General features: G+C 70.3%; 17 protein-coding genes. 7 read left to right on the plus strand and 10 right to left on the minus strand.

All coding sequences use genetic code 11. The features are described 5' to 3' along the window. Positions 1 to 2: 2 nt before the first annotated feature. A complete protein-coding gene (locus D9R12_RS07535) occupies positions 3 to 590 on the minus strand; it encodes a cytochrome b (protein ID WP_122229517.1) in 588 nt (195 codons plus the stop codon). Next, a complete protein-coding gene (locus D9R12_RS07540; RefSeq protein ID WP_244671955.1) occupies positions 587 to 1,303 on the minus strand; it encodes a YceI family protein in 717 nt (238 codons plus the stop codon). Before D9R12_RS07540 ends, D9R12_RS07535 begins: the two co-directional genes overlap by 4 nt. Positions 1,304 to 1,526: 223 nt before the next feature. On the opposite strand from D9R12_RS07540, the gene D9R12_RS07545 reads away from it, so the two are divergent. Next, positions 1,527 to 5,057, plus strand: a complete 3,531-nt coding sequence (locus D9R12_RS07545; protein WP_244671948.1) for a sensor histidine kinase — start codon at positions 1,527 to 1,529, stop codon at positions 5,055 to 5,057. 57 nt (positions 5,058 to 5,114) lie between these two features. Here the strand turns inward: D9R12_RS07545 and hemE are convergent, their stop codons facing one another. The 5 genes from hemE to D9R12_RS07570 form a co-directional block, all read right to left on the minus strand. Further along, the gene (gene hemE, locus D9R12_RS07550; RefSeq protein ID WP_122229523.1) at positions 5,115 to 6,185 is read right to left on the minus strand and encodes a uroporphyrinogen decarboxylase; all 1,071 of its coding nucleotides are present in this window, start codon (positions 6,183 to 6,185) and stop codon (positions 5,115 to 5,117) included. A 36-nt stretch (positions 6,186 to 6,221) separates the two neighbouring features. Continuing rightward, on the minus strand, positions 6,222 to 6,476 hold the full coding sequence (locus tag D9R12_RS07555; protein ID WP_014161478.1) for a WGR domain-containing protein: 255 nt from the start codon (positions 6,474 to 6,476) through the stop codon (positions 6,222 to 6,224). A 51-nt stretch (positions 6,477 to 6,527) separates the two neighbouring features. After that, a complete protein-coding gene (gene aroB, locus D9R12_RS07560) occupies positions 6,528 to 7,628 on the minus strand; it encodes a 3-dehydroquinate synthase (RefSeq protein WP_425479068.1) in 1,101 nt (366 codons plus the stop codon). Between the two features lie 8 nt (positions 7,629 to 7,636). Then, on the minus strand, positions 7,637 to 8,182 hold the full coding sequence (locus D9R12_RS07565; RefSeq protein ID WP_122229527.1) for a shikimate kinase: 546 nt from the start codon (positions 8,180 to 8,182) through the stop codon (positions 7,637 to 7,639). 122 nt (positions 8,183 to 8,304) lie between these two features. After that, the gene (locus tag D9R12_RS07570) at positions 8,305 to 11,073 is read right to left on the minus strand and encodes a protein kinase domain-containing protein (protein ID WP_170159197.1); all 2,769 of its coding nucleotides are present in this window, start codon (positions 11,071 to 11,073) and stop codon (positions 8,305 to 8,307) included. A 208-nt stretch (positions 11,074 to 11,281) separates the two neighbouring features. On the opposite strand from D9R12_RS07570, the gene D9R12_RS07575 reads away from it, so the two are divergent. Both D9R12_RS07575 and D9R12_RS07580 read left to right on the plus strand, forming a co-directional pair. Then, entirely contained in the window at positions 11,282 to 11,587 is a 306-nt protein-coding gene (locus tag D9R12_RS07575) for a hypothetical protein (RefSeq protein WP_014161474.1), read from the plus strand. Continuing rightward, positions 11,587 to 12,027 (plus strand): hypothetical protein, encoded by a 441-nt coding sequence (locus D9R12_RS07580; RefSeq protein ID WP_122229532.1) that lies wholly within the window; start codon positions 11,587 to 11,589, stop codon positions 12,025 to 12,027. The genes D9R12_RS07575 and D9R12_RS07580 overlap by 1 nt, the downstream gene beginning before the upstream one ends. Before the next feature lie 8 nt (positions 12,028 to 12,035). On the opposite strand, the gene D9R12_RS07585 is transcribed toward D9R12_RS07580, so the two are convergent. Beyond that, on the minus strand, positions 12,036 to 12,857 hold the full coding sequence (locus tag D9R12_RS07585) for a kinase (protein WP_122229534.1): 822 nt from the start codon (positions 12,855 to 12,857) through the stop codon (positions 12,036 to 12,038). A gap of 46 nt (positions 12,858 to 12,903) precedes the next feature. On the opposite strand from D9R12_RS07585, the gene pdxH reads away from it, so the two are divergent. Then, positions 12,904 to 13,512 (plus strand): pyridoxamine 5'-phosphate oxidase, encoded by a 609-nt coding sequence (gene pdxH / locus D9R12_RS07590; RefSeq protein ID WP_122229536.1) that lies wholly within the window; start codon positions 12,904 to 12,906, stop codon positions 13,510 to 13,512. A 439-nt stretch (positions 13,513 to 13,951) separates the two neighbouring features. Here the strand turns inward: pdxH and proC are convergent, their stop codons facing one another. Then, positions 13,952 to 14,806, minus strand: coding sequence for a pyrroline-5-carboxylate reductase (gene proC, locus D9R12_RS07595; protein ID WP_122229538.1), 855 nt, complete (start codon positions 14,804 to 14,806; stop codon positions 13,952 to 13,954). 50 nt (positions 14,807 to 14,856) lie between these two features. Further along, positions 14,857 to 15,561 carry a YggS family pyridoxal phosphate-dependent enzyme gene (locus D9R12_RS07600; RefSeq protein ID WP_122229540.1) on the minus strand — a complete coding sequence of 235 codons (705 nt, stop codon included), beginning with the start codon at positions 15,559 to 15,561 and terminating at the stop codon, positions 14,857 to 14,859. 99 nt (positions 15,562 to 15,660) lie between these two features. Here D9R12_RS07600 and D9R12_RS07605 point away from each other — a divergent pair, with 99 nt between their 5' ends. The 3 genes from D9R12_RS07605 (at position 15,661) to D9R12_RS07615 (ending at position 18,770) form a co-directional block, all read left to right on the plus strand. Then, positions 15,661 to 16,698 (plus strand): type IV pilus twitching motility protein PilT, encoded by a 1,038-nt coding sequence (locus D9R12_RS07605; protein ID WP_014161467.1) that lies wholly within the window; start codon positions 15,661 to 15,663, stop codon positions 16,696 to 16,698. Positions 16,699 to 16,854: 156 nt separating this feature from the next. Beyond that, complete coding sequence (locus D9R12_RS07610; protein WP_014161466.1) at positions 16,855 to 17,985, plus strand: PilT/PilU family type 4a pilus ATPase; 1,131 nt, start codon at positions 16,855 to 16,857, stop codon at positions 17,983 to 17,985. Positions 17,986 to 18,344: 359 nt separating this feature from the next. Next, positions 18,345 to 18,770: a CopL family metal-binding regulatory protein gene (locus D9R12_RS07615; protein WP_014161465.1), complete on the plus strand. Its 426-nt coding sequence runs from the start codon at positions 18,345 to 18,347 to the stop codon at positions 18,768 to 18,770. Positions 18,771 to 18,866 lie beyond the last annotated feature (96 nt).

Here is an 18,866-nt window from a genome sequence, read left to right on the forward strand (position 1 = left end):
GGTCAGGGCTCCTTGCCCGGCGCCGCGGGAGCGGACGCGCGCAACCAGCCGCGCGGCAGCATGCGGGTGAGGGTGGCATCGCCCAGGAACAGGTGGTGGTACAGCGCGGCGCCGGCATGCACCACCACCAGCACGATCAGCACGTACAGGCCCCACTCGTGAAGCTCGTGGGCGGTCGCGGCGATGGCCTCATCGGGCGCGACCAGCTTGGGCATCTCCAACAGGCCGAACAGCTTGAACGGACGCAGCCCGCTGGCCGAGTCGTACAGCCAGCCCGACAGCGGCATGGCGAACATGACCGCGTACAGCAGCACGTGGGTGACCACGGCGGTGGCGTGCTGCCAGCCGGGCGTGCCCGGCACCGGCCGCGGCGCACCGGCGTACAGGCGCCAGGCCAGGCGCACCAGCACCAGCGCCAGCACGGTGATGCCCATCGACTTGTGCGCGGTGTACACCCAGAAGTAGCTCGGCGTCCTGGGCAGCTCGTCCAGGGTCAGGCCGACCACCGCCAGCCCGAAGATCATCAGCACGATGAGCCAGTGCAGGGCCTGGCTGACGGCGCCCCAGCGTTCGGCGTTGGGTCTGGTCATGGCGTGGAATCCTGTGGCGTGGACTGTGCTGGCTGTGAGTCTACGCCGGGTTCGGCGGCAGCGGTGGCCGGCATCTGCGTGGCATCGGGCATCGGCGTGTCCAGGTCCTGGCCGGTGCGGGTGGCCTCGGCCTGGATAATCAGCTGCACGGTGTCGCCGATCACCGATTTCCATGCGGTGATGCCGAAGTCGGCGCGGCTGATCGTGGCGGTGGCCGAAAACCCGGCGGTGCGCCGGAATGGCGGCAGCGGATGGCGCTTGAGCTGGTTGAAGACCACCTCCAGGGTGACCGGCCGGGTCACCCCGCGCAGGGTCAGGTTGCCGGTGACCTGCGCGCGCCTGGCATCGTGGGCGACCACCCCGGTGGAGACGAAGCGCGCCTGCCGATGGTCGTCGCTGTCGAGCAGGTTGCCGGCGGCCACGGCCTTGTTCCAGGCCGCATCGCCCAGGTCGGCGCGGTCCAGTGGCACGGCCACTTCCACCCGCGCGCTGGCCCAGTCGTCCGGGTCGAATTCCAGCACGCCGGTGCTGCCCGAGATCGTGCCCATCGCTTGCGAGAACCCCGCATGGGAGACGGCGAACAGCACCCGGGTATGGACCGGATCGAGCTGGTAGGCCGCAGGCGTCGCCCAGGCCGGGCCGCAGGGCAACAGCGCGGCCCACGACAGCCAGGCGGCGGGAATCAGGCGCAGCAGGGTGGCGGATCGAGGCATGGCGCGGATTGTAGACATCTGCCAGCCCTGCCCGCTGGCGCTGCCGAAGCTGCACACGGTCCACGCCCACGGCGGCGTGTCGCGGTCGCCGGCGCGGGGTTCGCACACGCCATGCAACGGTTGCCAGGCCTCCATGCTTGCTTGCACGATGGCGCTGCGCGCAGGCCGCACGCCCCGGACGGCCGCAGCCGTGCATGCGCCAATGCCATGAGGGCAACAGCAGATGTGGGCACGACGATTGTTCCTGTGGAGCCTGCTGGGCTGGACCGGCCTGGCCGCGGCGGCCGTGCCGCTGACCCCGCAGCCCCGCCAGATGGGCGTGGCCGACGGTCTGCCCAGCGGCCGGGTCAACGCCTTTGCCGAAGACAGGTTGGGGTATCTATGGATGGCCACTTACGATGGCCTGGCCCGCTATGACGGCCGCGGGTTCCGGATCTGGCGGACCGAAGATGGTCTGCGCGACAACCTGACCTGGGCGCTGTACGTGGATGCGGACAACCGGCTGTGGGTTGGCACGGAGAACGCCGGCGTCGCGGTGATGGACGCCAACCGCAAGAGCTTTACCTTCTACAACCGCCGCAACACGCCGGCGCTGGGCAGCGACACGATCTGGTCGATCGCCGCCACGGCCGACGGCAGCCTGTGGTTTGGCACCGCCGGCGGCGGCCTGACCCGGCGGTTTGCCGACGGGCATTTCCAGCGCTACATGCCCATCGCAGGCGATCCGCGCAGCCTGCCCAACAGCAGCGTGGTGCACATGGCCACCACCGCCGACGGCAGCCTGTGGATCGGCACCAAGCGCGGACTCGCACGCTGGACCGGCCATGACTTCGAACGGGCGCCCAACCAGGCCCTGCAGCGCGTCGACGTCAACCGGCTCACGCCCGAACCCGATGGCGGCCTGTGGATTGCCACCAACCTGGGCGCGGTGTTGCGCAAGCCCGATGGCAGCTTCGTCAACCAGCCCTGGCGCAGCGCCTCTGCGATCCCGGTGCTGCAGACCCTGCTGCACGACAGCGCCGGCACCTACTGGCTCGACACCGCCTCGGGCCTGGGCTACCAGGACCAGGCCACTGTCCGCAATGTGCCGCTGTACAGCGTCTCGGCCCATGGCCTGGTCAAGCCCAACTGGGTCACCGCCTACCAGGATCGCGACGGCGGACTGTGGTTTGCCAGCATGAACGCCAACCTGTGGCACCTGCCTGCCAACTGGCGGCAGTTCGCGGTGCTGAGCAACGACGACAGCGACCCGGCCACGATGCGCAACCCCTACGTGCTGGCCACCGCCCCTTCCAGCCAGGGCGGCCTGTGGCTGGCCGGCACCCGCGGTGCGCTGGACTGGCTGGACCCGGCCACCGGCCAGGTCAAGCACCACCTCAAGGTGATCGACCCCGTGTTCTGGCCGCAGAGCATGACCGAGGACGACCAGGGCCGGGTCTGGATCGGGCTCAACGGCCTGCTCTACCGCTACGACCCGGCCAATGGCCAGCTCCTGCGCTGGAGCGAGAAGGATGCGGTCGATGCGGTCGACCCGGGCGGCGTGTCTCTGGCCAGGGCCTGTGGCGCGCAGCTGTGGCTCTACGTGCGCACGGTGGGCCTGCAGGTGCGCGACCTGGACGGCCACGTGGTGCGGCGCGTGCCGGCAGGTTCTCCGGCCTTTCCCCGAGACGTCTTCGTGCAGGAGCTGCAGTGTGGTCCGGACGGACAGCCATGGCTGGTGACCGACCGCGGGTTGATGCGGTGGCGCGAACAGGAGCAACGGGTCGAACCCATCCCGGGCGCTTCGGGCGATGCGTTGTTCTCGATGGCCTTCGATGGTGACCATGGCCTCTGGCTGGGCGCGATGGGCCAGCTCCGGCATTACCGCTGGGATGGCCAGCGTCTGCGCCTGCTGCAGCGGATCGGTGCCGATCAGGATTTCCCTGCCACCGCGCCCACCAGTCTGCTGGTCGACCGCCAGGGCATCGTCTGGACCGGCTCCTCGCGCGGCCTGACGCGCACCGATCCCAAAAGCCGGCAGCTGCGCCAGTATGGCGTGCGTGATGGCCTGCCAAGCCCGGAGATCCGCGAGCACAGCCTGGTCCAGGCCAGCACCGGGCAGATCTCCGGCGCCACCCCCGACGGACTGGTGCTGTTCGACCCGGGGCTGCTGACGCCGTCCAGGCGGCAACCGGCGCTGCAGATCGAATTTGTCGGCGTGCGTCGCGGCGACGATGGCCTGGACCTGACCCACCTTGCAGAGCCGGTGCTGGACAGCCAGGACCGCGACCTGCACGTGGCGGCGCGGCTGCTGTCATTTTCCGGCGCGGACGACAGCAGTTATCGCTTCCGACTGGGCGGCTACGACCCGGACTGGGTGGAGGTGGGCGTGAGCGGCGAGCGGTTGTTCTCGCGCCTGCCGGCCGGACGCTACGCACTGGAGGTCCAGGGCCGCAGCAGCGACGGGGTGTGGTCGCCGGTCAAGACCCTGCACTTTCGCGTGTTGCCACCGTGGTGGCGCAGCCCCTGGGGGCTGGCGTCGTGGGCGTTGCTGGCATTGCTGCTGACCGGTGGATCGCTGCACCTGTACCGCCTGCGGCTGCGCCGCCGCAGCGCCTGGCAGCTGGCCCAGCACAAGCGCGAGTTGGCCGAACAGGCCTCGCAGGCCAAGACCCACTTCCTGGCCACGCTCGGCCACGAGGTGCGCACGCCGATGACCGGCGTGCTGGGCATGAGCGAACTGCTGCTGGCCACGCCGCTGGACGAGCGCCAGCGCCGCTACACTCGCGCGATCCAGAACGCCGGCAGCCACCTGCTGCGGCTGGTCAACGATGCCCTGGACCTGGCCCGCATCGAGGCTGGCCGACTTGAAATGGACGCGCAGGACTTCGATCTGCGCGAGCTGCTCGATGGCGTGGCCGCGCTGATCGCGCCGAGTGCGCAGCGGCGCGGGCTGGCGTTCTCGTGCCACGTCGCCGACGGCGTGCCGCCTGCCCTGCGTGGCGACCCGCTGCGGATCCGTCAGATCGTGCTCAATCTGCTGGGCAACGCGGTCAAGTTCACCGAGCGCGGCGCGGTGCGCCTGCAGGCGCTGCCGCTGGCCGAGGCAGGCGTGATGCTGGTGGTCAGCGACACCGGCCCGGGCATGAATGCCGAGCAGCAGGCAAGGCTGTTCCAGCGCTTCGAGCAGGCCGAAGGTGCACGCACCGCCTCGCGTTATGGCGGCAGCGGCCTGGGCCTGGCGATCTGCCAGGAACTGGCCGTGGCCATGGGCGGCACGATCAGCGTGGAAAGCACCCCGGGGCAGGGCACGCGCTTTCTGGTATCGCTGCCGTTGCCGGCCGGCAACGGCGCCGTTCCAGCGTTGCCGAGCGCGCCGGCCCCAGGCGAAGGCTCGCCCCTGTCGGTGCTGCTGGTGGAGGACGATGCCACCATCGCCGAGGTGGTGGCCGGCCTGCTGCAGGCACGCGGACATGCGGTGCAGGCGGTGTCGCACGGGCTGGCCGCGCTGACGGCCCTGGCATTGGAACACTTCGACATCGCCCTGCTGGACCTGGACCTGCCGGGCATCGATGGCCTGGCGCTGGCCCGCCAGCTGCGCGCCCAGGGCCTGACCTTGCCGATGCTTGCGGTGACCGCCCGCGCCGATGGCGATGCCGAGGCGCTGGCGCATGCGGCCGGCTTCGACGGCTTCCTGCGCAAGCCGGTCACCGGCCAGATGCTGGCCGAGGCGATCACCGCGACGATCGCCGCCGCGCAACAGCGCCAGGCCTGAAACGCGGCGCCGGCCCAAAGGCCTGCGCATGCCGCTGGAGCACGCGTGTTTCGACGCTCAGCGCGCGCTGTGGCGATGCACCGCCTCGACCAGCGCGGCGACGTGGTCCGGATCCATGTCCGGCGACATCCCGTGGCCCAGGTTGAACACGTGTCCCTCGCGGCTGCCACCGGTGCCGCGGGCGTAGCTGTCCAGCACCTGCCTGACCTGCGCATCGACGGCCGCCGGCGAGCCGTACAGCACCGCCGGATCCAGGTTGCCCTGCAGGGCAACCTGGCCGCCGGTGCGGCGCGCGGCATCGGACAGCTCCACCAGCCAGTCCACGCCGACCGCGTCGGTGCCGGTGGCGGCCAGGGCTTCCAGGTGCGCCGCGTTGCCCTTGCCGAACAGGATCAGCGGCGTGCGATCGTCGCCATCACCACGCTCCAGCTCGCGCGCGATGCGCTCCAGGTAGGGCAGCGAGAAGGCGCGGTACATCGCCGGGCTCAGCACGCCGCCCCAGGTGTCGAACACCTGCAGCGCCTGCACGCCGGCGGCGCGCTGCGCCGACAGGTACGCGATCACCGCGTCGGTGTTGACCTTCAGCAGCGCGTGCAGTGTGTCCGGATCGTTGAGCGCCATCGCCTTGATCCGGGCGAAGTCCTTGCTGCCGCCGCCTTCGACCATGTAGCAGGCCAGGGTCCACGGGCTGCCGGAAAAGCCGATCAGCGGCACGCTGCCGTCCAGCTCGCGGCGGATCAGGCGCACCGCGTCCATCACATAGCGCAGCTCGGTTTCCATGTCCGGCACCGCCAGCCTGGCCGCCTCGGCCGCGCTGCGCACGGTGTGGCGGAACCTGGGGCCTTCCCCATCGACGAAATACAGCCCCAGGCCCATCGCATCGGGGATGGTCAGGATGTCGGAGAACAGGATCGCCGCATCCAGCGGGAAGCGCGCCAGCGGCTGCAGGGTCACCTCGCAGGCGATTTCGGGGTTCTTGGCCATGCCCAGGAAGCTGCCGGCCCGGGCCCGGGTGGCGCGGTATTCGGGCAGGTAGCGGCCAGCCTGGCGCATCAGCCACACCGGCGTGCGGTCGGTGGGCTGGCGGCGCAGCGCGCGCAGCAGGCGATCGTTCTTGAGCGCAGTCATGGCAGGTTTCGAGGGTAAGGAAGGGAAGCGCGCAGCTCAGCGCGGGGCGTCGGCGCCGCGCACGAACATCACCTGGAAGCCGCGCTTGAGGTGCGCGTCGCGGACTTTCTCGAATGCCGCGGTCGCCTCGGGCTGGGCCGGGTACTGCTCGCGGCGCAGCTGGCCGCGGCCGCCGATCTGGCCGGTCTCGCGCAGCAGCTCCCAACCGCCGAACAGGTCCGGTTGCAGGGTCAGCTGCAGGTAGCGGGGCGGTTCGCCGGCGCTGGGATGTTGTTGCAGGAACAGGCGCATGGCCGGAAGTTTATCCCAGCCCGGTGTGGCGCCCGCGTCCCGCCCATGCGCTCAGGGCATATCGGCCAGTACCTGCAGCACCTGCGCTTCATCCACGTCGGGCACCACTTCGGCCTGGCCGATGCCGCGCCACAGCACCAGGCGCAGGCGGCCGGCGAGGTTCTTCTTGTCCAGGCGCATGCGCCCCAACAGGGCATGCGGCGACAGGCCGGCGGGCAGTTGCGTGGGCAGGCCGCAGGCGTCCAGCAGGTCGATCAGGCGCTGGGTGTCCTGCGCCGCGTTCAGGCCCAGGCGCGCGGACAGCCGCGCGGCCAGGACCATGCCCACGGCCACCGCTTCACCGTGGTTGAGGTTGTCATTGGCCACCGCGGCATAGCCCTGTTCGGTCTCGATGGCGTGGCCGAAGGTATGGCCGAAGTTGAGCAGCGCGCGCTCGCCTTTTTCCAATGGATCGCGCGCGACGATGGCGGCCTTGGCCTCGCAGCTGCGGGCGATGGCCGTGGTCAGGGCGTGCGCGTCGCCGGCCAGCAGCGGCTGGTGCTGGGTTTGGAGCCACTCGAAGAACAGCCGGTCGCCCAGCGCGCCGTACTTGATCACCTCGGCCAGCCCGGCGCGCAGCTCGCGCGGCGGCAGCGTGGCCAGCACGGCGGTATCGGCGAACACCGCGCGCGGCGGGTGGAACGCGCCGACCAGGTTCTTGCCCTGCGGGATGTCCACCGCGGTCTTGCCGCCGACCGAGGAATCGACCATCGACAGCAGCGTGGTCGGCAGCTGCACCACATCCACCCCGCGCATCCAGCAGGCCGCGGCGAAACCGGCCAGGTCACCGACCACGCCACCGCCCAGGGCGAACACGCAGGCATCGCGGCTGGCGCCCAGCGTGGCCAGCGCCTCGATCGCGGCGCCGAAGCTGGCCAGGGTCTTGGACTGCTCGCCGGCCGGCAGCACCAGGCGCGCCAGCTCGATCTGCGGCCTGGCCGCGCGCAGCGCCTGCTCGACCGTGTCGGCGTAGAGCGGGGCGACATGCGCATCGCTGACCAGCAGCACGTGGCGGCCGCGCACGTGCGCGGCCAGCGCCGCGCCATCGCCGAGCAGGCCGGCGCCGATGCGGATCTGGTAGGGGGTGTCGCCGCCAACATGGACGGTCTGCATCGCCTGGCTCATGCCGCGCTGACCCCGCTGCGCTGCCATTGCCGGGCCAGCCGGCCGACCAGCGCGGCGGTCGCCTCGCCCGGGGTCAGCTCATCGGCTTGCAGGACCAGGTCGGCCACCTCCAGGTACAGGGGCTCGCGCACCTCCATCAGCTCGGTCAGGACCTGGCGGCGGTCGCCGGTCAGCAGCAGCGGACGGTTGCGGTCGCGGGCCACCCGTCTGAGCTGGGTTTCCACGTCCACCTTCAGGTAGATCACAAAGCCGCGTGCCTTCACCAGCGCACGGTTGTCGGCATCGAGCACCGCGCCGCCGCCGCTGGCCACCACCTGGCCCTCGCCAGCCAGCAGCGTGGCCAGCGCGGCGCGCTCGCGTTCGCGGAACCCGGCTTCGCCGACCTGCTCGAAAATGGCCGGAATGCTGATCCCGCAGGTCTGGACCACCGCCTGATCGACATCGGCGAACTTCAGGCTGAAGCGCTCGGCGATGCGACGGCCGATGGAGGTCTTGCCGGCGCCCATCGGGCCGACCATCACGAGATTGGGAGCGGGATTCATCGCCGCCGATGATAGCCGTGCGCGCTCGCACGCCGCCAACGCGGTTGCAGGCGCAACGGCCCGCAGCATGCGGGCACGCCAGGGGTTTGCCGTGGCCTGGCAGCAGGCGGCGGCGCAAGCGTTCAGGGTGTCGGGCGCTGCTGGCCGGCGATCAGGGTGGCCGGGGTTGGCGCAGGCGCGGCTGGTTGCGGTTCCAGGCCGGCCAGGGCCTGCAGGCGGCGCAGCTGGTCCGCAGGTTCGGTGCCGGAGGTGGCCAGGCGGGGAAGTGCTTGGCGCAGCAGGGCGCGGCCCGGTTCGACCTGTCCGGACAGCACCAGGACCCGGCCTCTGAGTGCGCTGATGCGGTCGGACCAGGCGGGCGAGGAATCCCCTGCCACCAGTGCCGCCAGGTCCAGGCCATCGACCATGTCCAGGGCCTGCCGGTAGCGGCCCTGGTCGGCCAGCGCCCCGGCCAGGGCATAGCGGAAACTGTGCGCGGCCACGTTGCCCTGGCCATAGCGCGCCCGCAGTTCGCGCTCGGCCTGCTCCAGGTAGGCCAGGCCAGCGGCGCGGTCGCCGCAGTCGTATTCCTTCAGCCCCAGGTTGCCGGTTTCCACCAGGGTGAACTGGCGCTCGGCGCCGTAACGAGCGGCCATGCGCGCGCGCACCGTGCGCATGGTAGCCAGCGAACCGGCGCAGTCGCCGGCCAGGTCCTGGATGCTGGCCACGATCGAGAGCCGGGTGAGCGTGAGGTAATCGTCCTGGCCCAGCACGCGCGCGCTGGTGGCCACGGCTTGCTGCGCCAGGGGTAGTGCCTGGGCGTAGCGCGCATCGTTGCGCAGGGCGCGGGCCAACGTTGCCTGGTAGCCTGCCACGGTTGCTTCGCCGATCCGGGCGGGCGCCAGCAGTGGATCGGCCAGCAGGGCCTTCAGCTGGCCGATGCCCTGCTGGACTTTGCCCTGGCGCAGGGTGGCATCGGCGATGCTGGCGCGGATGACCCCGGCCATCTGTCCGTCCTGCGGCCGCCAGCGGCGCTGCAGGCGGTCGGCTTGGGCAAAGGCCTGCAGCGCCGGCGCGATCTGCAGCTGCTGGAAATGGAACTGGCCGCGGGCGATGGCCGCATACAGGGCGATCTCGTCCTCGGCCTGCAGGTGCGCGGCCGCGGCCCTGTCGGTGGCATCAATCAGGCGCGCAGCTTCCTGGAAGGCATCGGCGCTGCCGGCGTAGGCCAGGCTGCGGACCAGGCTGTAGCGGGTCTTGAGCGTCAGCGGGTCGTCGGCGCCGAAGGCGCGTGTGTCCTCGGCCACGGCCCGGCGCAGATGGAAGGTGGCGCGGTCGTACTGGCCCAGCGTGCGCCAGGCGCTTCCCAATGCCGCCTCGACGCTGCCGCGGGTGGCCGGATCGTCGCCGAAGCGCGCGTCCAGGTGTTCGGAGGCGTACTGGAGCATGTCGCGGATGCTGGGGTTGCGCTCGAAGCCACCGCCGCCCGGGCTCAGCCCGCCGATCAGGTCGTCACTGAGGAACCGCACCACCGCCTCGGCCCGCGCAGCCTGGCGCAGGGCGGCCTGCCGCTGGTGCTCGCTGCGGTACCACAGGCCTGCGCAGGCCACCGCGCCGCAAGCCAGCACCGCGACGGCGGCGATCATCCAGGGGCGGCGGGCCTGGGCGCGGTCCAGCGATCGGTGCAGTGCCGCCGTGGCCCGTTCGGCCGCCTGGCGTTCGGCCAGCGCCGCGCGGCGTGCCTGCAGGCTGCGCAGGCGCGTGGCCAGCTCGCCGGCGGTGGCCAGGCGCCGCGCCGGATCGGTGTCGGTGGCCAGGGCGATGTCCTCGCACAGCAGCGGGTCGCCCACCTCGCGCTCCCAGCCCGGTGCGAGCGGACGTTGCAGGTCGCCCACCAGCAGCTGGTACAGCAGCAGGCCCAGCGCATACAGGTCGCTGCGCACGGTGGAGGCATGCCCAGCCAGCAGTTCCGGCGCCAGGTACAGCAGCGTGCCGGCGCTGTCGGCCGTCTGGTCTGGTCGGGTGAAGCCAAGCAGACTGATGTCCGGGGCTGCCAGCTGTTCGGGCTGCAGCAGGCGGCTACTGCCGAAGTCGGTCAGGCGAACCTGCCAGCCATCGGCCCGCGCCGACAGCAGGATGTTGGAGGGCTTCAAGTCGCGATGCAGCACGCCCACGCCGTGCGCTGCGTCCACCACCTCGGCCACCTGCAGGAACAGGTCGATCCGGGCCGCGCGGTCGAGCCGCTCCAGCGCCGCGGCGGCCCATGCGGGCATCGCCTGGCCGCCGTATTCGCATTCCAGGAAGAACGGCGCCGATTCGAAGTTCCAGTCGGTCACCCGGACCAAATCGGGGCGTTCGCCCAGGCTGTCGCGCAGCACCCGCGACAAGGTGGCCTCGCGCTTGATCGCCGCCACGCAGTCGCTGTCCAGGGCAAACTTGAACACCCGCAGCTGGCCGCTGCGCGGATGCCGGGCCAGCCATACCTCGCTGCCCAGGGTGCGCCCGAGCTGCTGTTCGAGCAGCATCCGGGGGCGCCCAGGCACCGGCTGCCCCGGCTTCAGCGCCAGCCGATGGTCGTCAAGGCCGCCGGCCGCGCTGCGTTCGACCGGTCCGTCGAAGCGGTAGCCCAGCCGGGGCACGGTGACGATCCGGCTTTCCCCGGCCGCGTCCAGGGCCTTGCGCAGCTTGCCCACGGCGGTGGCCAGGACGTGGTCCACGGTGATCCGTCCGGCCCAGACCTGGTCGAACAGCTGCTGCTTGGTCACCACCTGGCCGGCGTGGCGCAGCAGCAGCGAGAGCACATCCAGCGGCCGGTTCTCCACCTCCACCACCAGCCCGGCCACGCGCAGTTCGCGCCGGGCTTCGTTGTACTCGACCAGACCAAAACGCCAGCGATAAAGGGGCAGGCTCATGCCGGTGACATGCGGGGTGTGGGCCTGAATCATAGGTCAGGACACCTCGCAGCAGCCTGTGCGTCGCAGCGACCGCCGGCCGTGGATGATCCTTGAAGGTTTCTTGAGCATTCGGTGAGGACCTTCACTGCCGCCCCGGCCATGCTGACAGCGATTCAAGCCGCGCCAGCAGGCGCGGCGGTCCCTTCATTCCCACCAGGAGTCCGCAATGCTGACCGTCACCCACGACTTCGTCATCGGCCAGCTCAAGGCCTTGGCCAGCCAGGACCCGCAGGTCCTGGAATCGCGCCGCCAGCAACTGATCCAGCAACAACAGCCGCTCAAGCTGGGCTCGCTGGCCTTCCTGGTCATCGGGGCGATCATGACCATCTCAGTGATCGGCGCGTTCGTCGGGTTGCCGATGCTGGCCATCGCCGGCTGGGTGCAGTGGAAAGCGCGCGCCAACCTCAAGGTGATCGACGGTGCCTACCGGGAGTTCACCTCCGGTGGGGCATCACTGGTGGTGCCGGGCTGATGCGTGCTGTTGGCCTGCGCCTGCTGCTGGTGCTGGCGTTGCCGGCAGCGGCTGGTGCCGGTGCGGTGACCCTGACGGGCATGAGCGAGTTTCCCGCGCTGTTCGGGACCTACGCGCCGGGCGGGCAATGCGCGCGCCATCCGCAGTTCACCGTGGACCGGGCGGGGATGCGTTTCGAGCTGCCCGGCGGCCCCCTGCTGGCCGACCGCCCCGAATATGGCGCCAGCTACTTCGGTGACGGCTACAGCGGCATCGCGGTGTGGTTCGCGCCCTGGTTCCAGGGCCAGGGCCAGGATCCGATCTCGGTGGTCTTCAATGCCGACGAAAAACCCGGCGAGGTCACCATCCAGGCCCACGATTACGACTATCCCGGCGGGCCGAGGCTGCCCGCGCAGTACCGCGCCCTGGTCGACGGCTCGCCGTATCGCAGGTGCCGCTGAGGCCGGCTTCAATCTGCCAGCAGCCGACGCTGCGCATCCACGCGCACCACCCGGTCGGCCAGCGCGGGCAGGGTCCGCAGCGCCTGGCGGCTGACCCGTTCGTAGTGCTGGACGAAGCGCTCCAGCTGCGGCCAGCTCATGCCGGTGCGGCCGGGATGGGCGGCCTGGAGCTGCTGCTCGGCCTGCCAGCGCCAGGCCAGCACGTTCTCGAACCCCGGCGGCTGGATGAACCAGAGTGCGTGGCAGGTGTTCCACAGCGCGGGGTAGTCGCGCGCCAGCGCGTCGTTGCAGAAGGTGCGCCAGGTGCCGTCGGGGTCTTCCTCGCGCTCCAGCGTGTTGATCGGCAGTGCCAGCTCGCCCGGCTCCTGGGCCGGTGTGCCCAGGCACCAGCCCTCGAAGATCACCAGCCGCGCCGGCGCGTCCAGCGTGGGCCACTGCGACTCGGGCACGCGCTCGTCGGCCAGCTTGTCAAAGCGCGGCAGCTTGACCGGTTCACCGGCAGCCAGCGCATCCAGCGTCGCCAGTGCCAGCGGCAGGTCATGGGTGCCGGGCGGGCCGCGGGTTTCCAGCAGCGGATGCACCTGCCGGGCCAGCGTTCGGCGCGCATCGCCGGTCAGGTAGAAATCGTCCAGCGACAACACCGCCGCAGGCAGCCCGGCGTCCTGCGCGGCCTGGGCCAGCTGCGCGGCGAAGGTGGACTTGCCGGTGCCCTGCAGCGCCGACAGGCCCCACACCGGCACCGCCTGCGGCAGCGCGCGGGCGCAGGCCAGCGCCTCCTGGACCAGGGTTTGCGGAAAGCCGGGGCGCGGTTGCTGCGCGGGTGTGCCCATCGGGCGACAATAGCGCACCGCCCGCGGGCGCCTTGCGCATCCACCGATGACCGACGTCGATCTGTACGCCGAAGCCCTGGCCACCTTCTCCGCGCTGTACGAGGAAGCCAGCCGCAGCACGGCCGAGCCCGAATACAACGCGATGAGCCTGGCCACCGCGACCCTGGCCGGCCATCCTTCGCTGCGCACGGTGCTGCTGAAGTCGCATGACGCCCGCGGCCTGGTCTTCTACAGCCACCTGGACAGCCAGAAGGGCCGCGAGTTGCAGGCCAATCCGCGCGCGGCCTTGCTGCTGCTGTGGCGCACCTTGCGCGAGGCCGGTGTCCAGGTGCGGGTCGAAGGCGCGGTGCAGCAGGTCAGCGACGCCGAGGCCGATGCCTACTTCGCCACCCGGCCGCGCGAAAGCCAGCTCGGCACCTGGGCCTCGGCGCAGTCGCACACGCTGGAGCACATCGAGGATTTCCACAAGCGCCTGGCCCAGGTCGAGGCCGAGTTCGCCGGCATGCAGGTGCCGCGCCCGGACGGCTGGACCGGATTTCGCGTGGTGCCGGACAGTTTCGAGTTCTGGTACGGCGCCAGGTTCCGCCTGCACCAGCGCTGGCGCTACGAACGCGCCCCGGACGGCGCCTGGTCCAAGCGGATGCTGTTTCCCTAGGAGTCTGTCGGGCTTTGGCGGTCGAGGCGAAAATTCGGCTGTGCGAGGACAGATTTTCGCCGATTCGCCGCCCCATAGTGGTTCTATGGGGCAAGAAGCGACGGAAATATGGACCGCACAGCCGAATTTGCAGCCCGGCCGGCCAAAGTCCGACAGGCTCCTAGGCGCCGGCGCCGAGCCGGCTCCCCACGCACCCACGGATCGAAGCCAGCGAAAACGGTGCCCCGGGCGTGGCGACGGTTCGGTATGGCCGCACTGCCGCGTGCAACGGCGTCGACACGGGATCCCACCCCACCTCGCAGGAAAACCATAGGGCGGGTCTTGACCCGCCATCGCGGTACATCACCGCGCGCGTATGGACTGAACACCCGACCAGCAGCACCCGGATGGCAAGCGCGGCGGGCCACCCGCCCATGCGCCATCGCACGCGGCCATGGCCTCAATCGTTGGCCGCCGACAGCGCCCTGCCGCGGGCGGTGGCCGCGGCGATGGCCGCAGCGGTGAGCGTTTCGAAACCGCCGGCCTGGAACACCTCGATCGCGGCCTGGGTGGTGCCGCCCGGCGAGGTGACCTGGCGGCGCAGTTCGGCCGGGGCCTGGCCCGATTCGGTCAGCATCCGCGCCGCGCCGAGCACCGTCTGCAGGGTCAGGGCGCGCGCGGCTTCGGCCGGCAGGCCCTGGGCGATGCCGGCCGCCTCCATCGCCTCGGCCAGCAGGAACACGTAGGCCGGGCCACTGCCGGACACGGCGGTGACCGCGTCCATCTGTGCCTCCTGCTCGATCCATACCGTCTCGCCGACGCTGGACAGCAGCGCCTCGGTGCGCGCACGGCCGGCCTGGTCCACCTGCGCGGTGGCGAACAGCCCGGTCACGCCCGCGCCCAGCATGGCCGGCGTATTGGGCATGGCCCGCACCACCGCCGCCTGGCCGCCCAGCCAGCGCGTGAGCTGGGCGGCGGTGATCCCGGCGGCGATCGACACCACCAGCGGCCTGTCCTGCGATGCTGCCCAAGCCAGCGCCTGGCACACCGCGCGCATCACCTGCGGCTTGACCGCGAACAGCCACAGCCCCGCGCCTTGCACTGCCTCGGCCGCCCCATCGAACACCTGCACGCCGAACTGGCCGGCCAGTGCCTGGCGCAGCTCGGCCACCGGTTCGGCCACCCGGATCGTGGCCGGGTCGGTGCCGCGCGCGATCAGTCCGCCGATCAGGCTGCGGGCCATGTTGCCGCCGCCGATGAAGGCGATCGTGGACTCGCGCGCGGGGACCGGGGATGGGGGACTCGGGGCGGTCATGGCGATCTGCAGCGGCTAAGGGGTGGGCAAAAATAGCAGGCGGCAGCGGATTACCCGGCGTTGGCCCGGTCCCGGCTCCCCGGCGCCGGGCGGCTTCCGAACAACGCCGTGCCGATGCGGACCATCGTCGCGCCTTCGGCCACGGCCAGGGCGAAGTCCCCGCTCATGCCCATCGACAAGGTGTCCACGCCCGGATGCGCGGCCGCCAGCGCGTCGAACAGCGCCTTCATGCGGGCAAAGGCCGCGCGCCGCAGCGCCGGATCTGCATGCGGGGCGGGAATGGCCATCAGCCCGCGCAGGGCCAGGGTCGGTCGGGCCGCCACCCATGCCGCCAGCGCCTGGATCTGGTCCGGCGCGCAGCCGTGTTTGCCGGCTTCGTCATCGATGTTGACCTGGAGCAGCACGTTCAGCGGGGCGCGCCCGGGCGGGCGGGCCGCGGCCAGCGCGTCCACCAGCTTGGGCCGGTCCACGCTCTGCACCCAGTCGAACAGCTCGGCGGCCAGCGCGGCCTTGTTCGACTGCAGGTGGCCGATCAGGTGCCACTCCAGTCCCGGCCTGTCCAGTTCGGCCCGCTTGGCCTGCGCTTCCTGGACGTAGTTCTCTGCAAAAACCCGTTGCCCGGCATCGGCCAGCTCGGCCACGGCCGCGGCCGGCTGGAACTTGGACACCGCCACCAGCGTGGGCATGGGCCGGCCGGCCGCGGCGGCGGCCTTGCGCAGTGCGTTGCGGATGTCGGCAAGACGCTGGGATAGCACGTAAACAGGGCCGTTGGCAGCTGCGGGAAGGAGGCTATACTGCCTTTTGGGGATGTACGGTTCCAGTTGGCAGCACCTTTCAGGGGGAATACCCAGCGCATGGATATCGCCGAACTACTGGCCTTCTCGGTCAAGAACAAGGCCTCGGACCTGCATCTGTCCGCCGGCCTGCCACCGATGATCCGGGTGGACGGCGACGTCCGCCGCATCAACATCCCCGCGCTGGACCACAAGCAGGTCCACGCCCTTGTCTACGACATCATGTCCGACAAGCAGCGCCGCGATTATGAAGAGTTCCTCGAGGTCGACTTTTCCTTCGAGATTCCCTCGCTGGCCCGCTTCCGGGTCAACGCGTTCAACCAGAACCGCGGCGCCGGCGCGGTGTTCCGGACCATCCCCTCCGAGGTGCTGAGCCTGGAGGACCTCGGCTGCCCGCCGCTGTTCCGCGAGATGATCCAGCAGCCGCAGGGCCTGATCCTGGTCACCGGCCCGACCGGTTCGGGCAAGTCGACCACGCTGGCGGCGATGATCGACTTCATCAACAAGAACGAATACGGCCACATCCTCACCGTCGAGGACCCGATCGAATTCGTCCACACCTCGCAGAAGTGCCTGATCAACCAGCGCGAGGTGCATCGCGACACCCACGGCTTCAACGAGGCGCTGCGCTCGGCCCTGCGCGAGGACCCCGACTACATCCTGGTCGGCGAGCTGCGCGACCTGGAGACCATCCGCCTGGCGCTGACCGCCGCCGAAACCGGCCACCTGGTGTTCGGCACCTTGCACACCTCGTCGGCGGCCAAGACCATCGACCGCATCATCGACGTCTTTCCTGCCGGCGAAAAACCGATGGTCCGCTCGATGCTGTCCGAGTCGCTGCGCTCGGTGATCTCCCAGGCGCTGCTGAAGAAGGTCGGCGGCGGCCGCACCGCGGCCTGGGAGATCATGGTCGGCACCCCGGCGATCCGTAACCTGATCCGCGAGGACAAGGTGGCGCAGATGTATTCGGCGATCCAGACCGGCCAGCAGTACGGCATGATGACCCTGGACCAGCACCTGCAGGACCTGGTCAAGCGCAGCCAAGTCACCCGCAACCAGGCCAGGGAATACGCCAAGGACAAGCGGTTGTTCGAGTGAGGCCGGGCGTGGACCTGCGACCGGCAAAGGCGACCAACGGATTTTTGCGAGATTTCCCACACGACAGGGACGAGGATGATCCCGGATCCGAGAGCGGTGTCAGCTGTGGCTGAGCCGGGTCCCGGGTCCCGGGTCCCGGGTCCCGGAGACTCCCAGATGAGCACCATCGACTTCACCTCGTTCCTCAAGCTGATGGCGCACCAGAAGGCGTCGGACCTGTTCATCACCTCGGGCATGCCGCCCTCGATCAAGGTGCACGGCAAGCTCTCGCCGATCACCCAGACGCCGCTGACCCCGCAGCAGTCGCGCGACCTGGTGCTCAACGTGATGACCCCGGCCCAGCGCGAGGAGTTCGAAAAGACCCACGAGTGCAACTTCGCCATCGGCGTGGCCGGCGTCGGCCGCTTCCGCGTCAGCTGCTTCTACCAGCGCAACCAGGTCGGCATGGTGCTGCGCCGGATCGAGACCAGGATCCCCAGCATCGACGAGCTGAACCTGCCGCCGGTGGTCAAGACCCTGGCCATGACCAAGCGCGGCATCATCCTGTTCGTGGGCGCCACCGGCACCGGCAAGTCGACCTCGCTGGCGGCGATGATCGGCTACCGCAACCAGAACTCGACCGGCCACATCATCACCATCGAGGACCCGATCGAATTCGTGCACAAGCACGAGGGCTGCATCATCACCCAGCGCGAGGTCGGCATCGATACCGACAGCTGGGAGAACGCGCTGAAGAACACCCTGCGCCAGGCGCCGGACGTGATCATGATCGGCGAGGTGCGCACCCGCGAAGGCATGGACCATGCGATCTCCTTCGCCGAAACCGGCCACCTGGTGCTGTGCACGCTGCATGCCAACAACGCCAACCAGGCGATGGACCGGATCATCAATTTCTTCCCCGAAGACCGCCGCAACCAGCTGCTGATGGACCTGTCGCTGAACCTCAAGGGCGTGGTCGCCCAGCAGCTGGTGCCCACGCCGGACGGCAAGGGCCGCCGGGTGGCGATGGAGATCATGCTGGGCACGCCGCTGATCCAGGACTACATCCGCGAAGGGGAGATCCACAAGCTCAAGGAGGTCATGAAGGAATCGACCAACTTGGGCATGAAGACCTTCGACCAGAGCCTGTTCGAGCTCTACCAGGCCGGCGAGATCTCCTACGAGGACGCGCTGCGCCATGCCGACTCGCAGAACGAGGTGCGCCTGCGCATCAAGCTGGCCCAGGGCGGCGATGCCCGCACCCTGGCGCAGGGCCTGGACGGGGTCGAAGTGGCCGAAATGCGCTGATCGAGCGCCGCATCGTCAGGTCCAGACAAAAGCCGCCGACCGGCGGCGCGCGCGGGGCGGACCGGCATCTTGCCGGGACCGTTGCGGCCGCGATTCCCCGGCCTTGCCGGCGATGCCCGCATCGCCTGGGCAGTGCATCGGCTCCCAGGCGTGCTCCCTGCTGCGGCGCTGGGCCGACGACACGCACATGGCGCCGCGGTCTTCGGCGCCGGGTGCGGTGGTGCCGGGTCTGGTGTCGATGTTCAACCATCGGCCGCACCGGTACCGGGGGGAGTGACTCCCCGGTTGCCGATGGTTCTGGGACTTGGTGCCGCCGGCGCCAGTGTGCGTTACCTGCGCGGTGGCCGACGGAGTAGAGTATGCGCATGCCCACCGGATCCGTCCTGCTGCGACTGTTCCTGATCCTTGCCCTGGTCTTCAACGGGGCGGGGTCGGCGGCGGCGTTGGTCCATGCGACGGGTCAGGAGATGGCGGCCATGGACGGGCAGCCAATGGCCGCCGCCGCTGATGCCTCCTGCCATGAGGCGATGGCATCCATGCATGGCGCGGGCAGCGAACCCGGCGCTGCCGTGCCGCAGGCGCCGGACAAGGACAAAGCCGCGGACGGCGCCGATTGCTGCAAGTCCGGTGCCTGCCACTGCGGCTGCGCGCAAGGCCCTTGTGCCGCCTTGCCGCTGCGGTCCCAGGCTCCGGTGGTGGGGCTGCTTGCGCCCGGCATCGGCGCCCTGGCGGTCGGGCATCCCAACCCGGCCGTGCCGCATCTGATTCGACCTCCCATCGGCTAAGCGTCCCCATCGGCGTCCCTGCGATGCCGATCTTCCCGTGCCCGACCAACGGCCTTGGCCGTGTCAGGGCATCGGCCAGGGCCGGCATCCTTGCGC

It is taken from the genome of Pseudoxanthomonas spadix, assembly GCF_003703395.1.
Lineage (GTDB): Bacteria > Pseudomonadota > Gammaproteobacteria > Xanthomonadales > Xanthomonadaceae > Pseudoxanthomonas_A > Pseudoxanthomonas_A spadix.

What these genes read in the sequence shown, in the direction of transcription:
- D9R12_RS07535 (WP_122229517.1), bottom strand. Translation starts at nt 590, where the DNA reads ATGACCAGACCCAACGCCGAACGCTGGGGCGCCGTCAGCCAGGCCCTG.
- D9R12_RS07540 (WP_244671955.1), bottom strand. Translation starts at nt 1,303, where the DNA reads ATGCCTCGATCCGCCACCCTGCTGCGCCTGATTCCCGCCGCCTGGCTG.
- D9R12_RS07545 (WP_244671948.1), top strand. Translation starts at nt 1,527, where the DNA reads ATGTGGGCACGACGATTGTTCCTGTGGAGCCTGCTGGGCTGGACCGGC.
- hemE (WP_122229523.1), bottom strand. Translation starts at nt 6,185, where the DNA reads ATGACTGCGCTCAAGAACGATCGCCTGCTGCGCGCGCTGCGCCGCCAG.
- D9R12_RS07555 (WP_014161478.1), bottom strand. Translation starts at nt 6,476, where the DNA reads ATGCGCCTGTTCCTGCAACAACATCCCAGCGCCGGCGAACCGCCCCGC.
- aroB (WP_425479068.1), bottom strand. Translation starts at nt 7,628, where the DNA reads ATGCAGACCGTCCATGTTGGCGGCGACACCCCCTACCAGATCCGCATC.
- D9R12_RS07565 (WP_122229527.1), bottom strand. Translation starts at nt 8,182, where the DNA reads ATGAATCCCGCTCCCAATCTCGTGATGGTCGGCCCGATGGGCGCCGGC.
- D9R12_RS07570 (WP_170159197.1), bottom strand. Translation starts at nt 11,073, where the DNA reads ATGAGCCTGCCCCTTTATCGCTGGCGTTTTGGTCTGGTCGAGTACAAC.
- D9R12_RS07575 (WP_014161474.1), top strand. Translation starts at nt 11,282, where the DNA reads ATGCTGACCGTCACCCACGACTTCGTCATCGGCCAGCTCAAGGCCTTG.
- D9R12_RS07580 (WP_122229532.1), top strand. Translation starts at nt 11,587, where the DNA reads ATGCGTGCTGTTGGCCTGCGCCTGCTGCTGGTGCTGGCGTTGCCGGCA.
- D9R12_RS07585 (WP_122229534.1), bottom strand. Translation starts at nt 12,857, where the DNA reads ATGGGCACACCCGCGCAGCAACCGCGCCCCGGCTTTCCGCAAACCCTG.
- pdxH (WP_122229536.1), top strand. Translation starts at nt 12,904, where the DNA reads ATGACCGACGTCGATCTGTACGCCGAAGCCCTGGCCACCTTCTCCGCG.
- proC (WP_122229538.1), bottom strand. Translation starts at nt 14,806, where the DNA reads ATGACCGCCCCGAGTCCCCCATCCCCGGTCCCCGCGCGCGAGTCCACG.
- D9R12_RS07605 (WP_014161467.1), top strand. Translation starts at nt 15,661, where the DNA reads ATGGATATCGCCGAACTACTGGCCTTCTCGGTCAAGAACAAGGCCTCG.
- D9R12_RS07610 (WP_014161466.1), top strand. Translation starts at nt 16,855, where the DNA reads ATGAGCACCATCGACTTCACCTCGTTCCTCAAGCTGATGGCGCACCAG.
- D9R12_RS07615 (WP_014161465.1), top strand. Translation starts at nt 18,345, where the DNA reads ATGCGCATGCCCACCGGATCCGTCCTGCTGCGACTGTTCCTGATCCTT.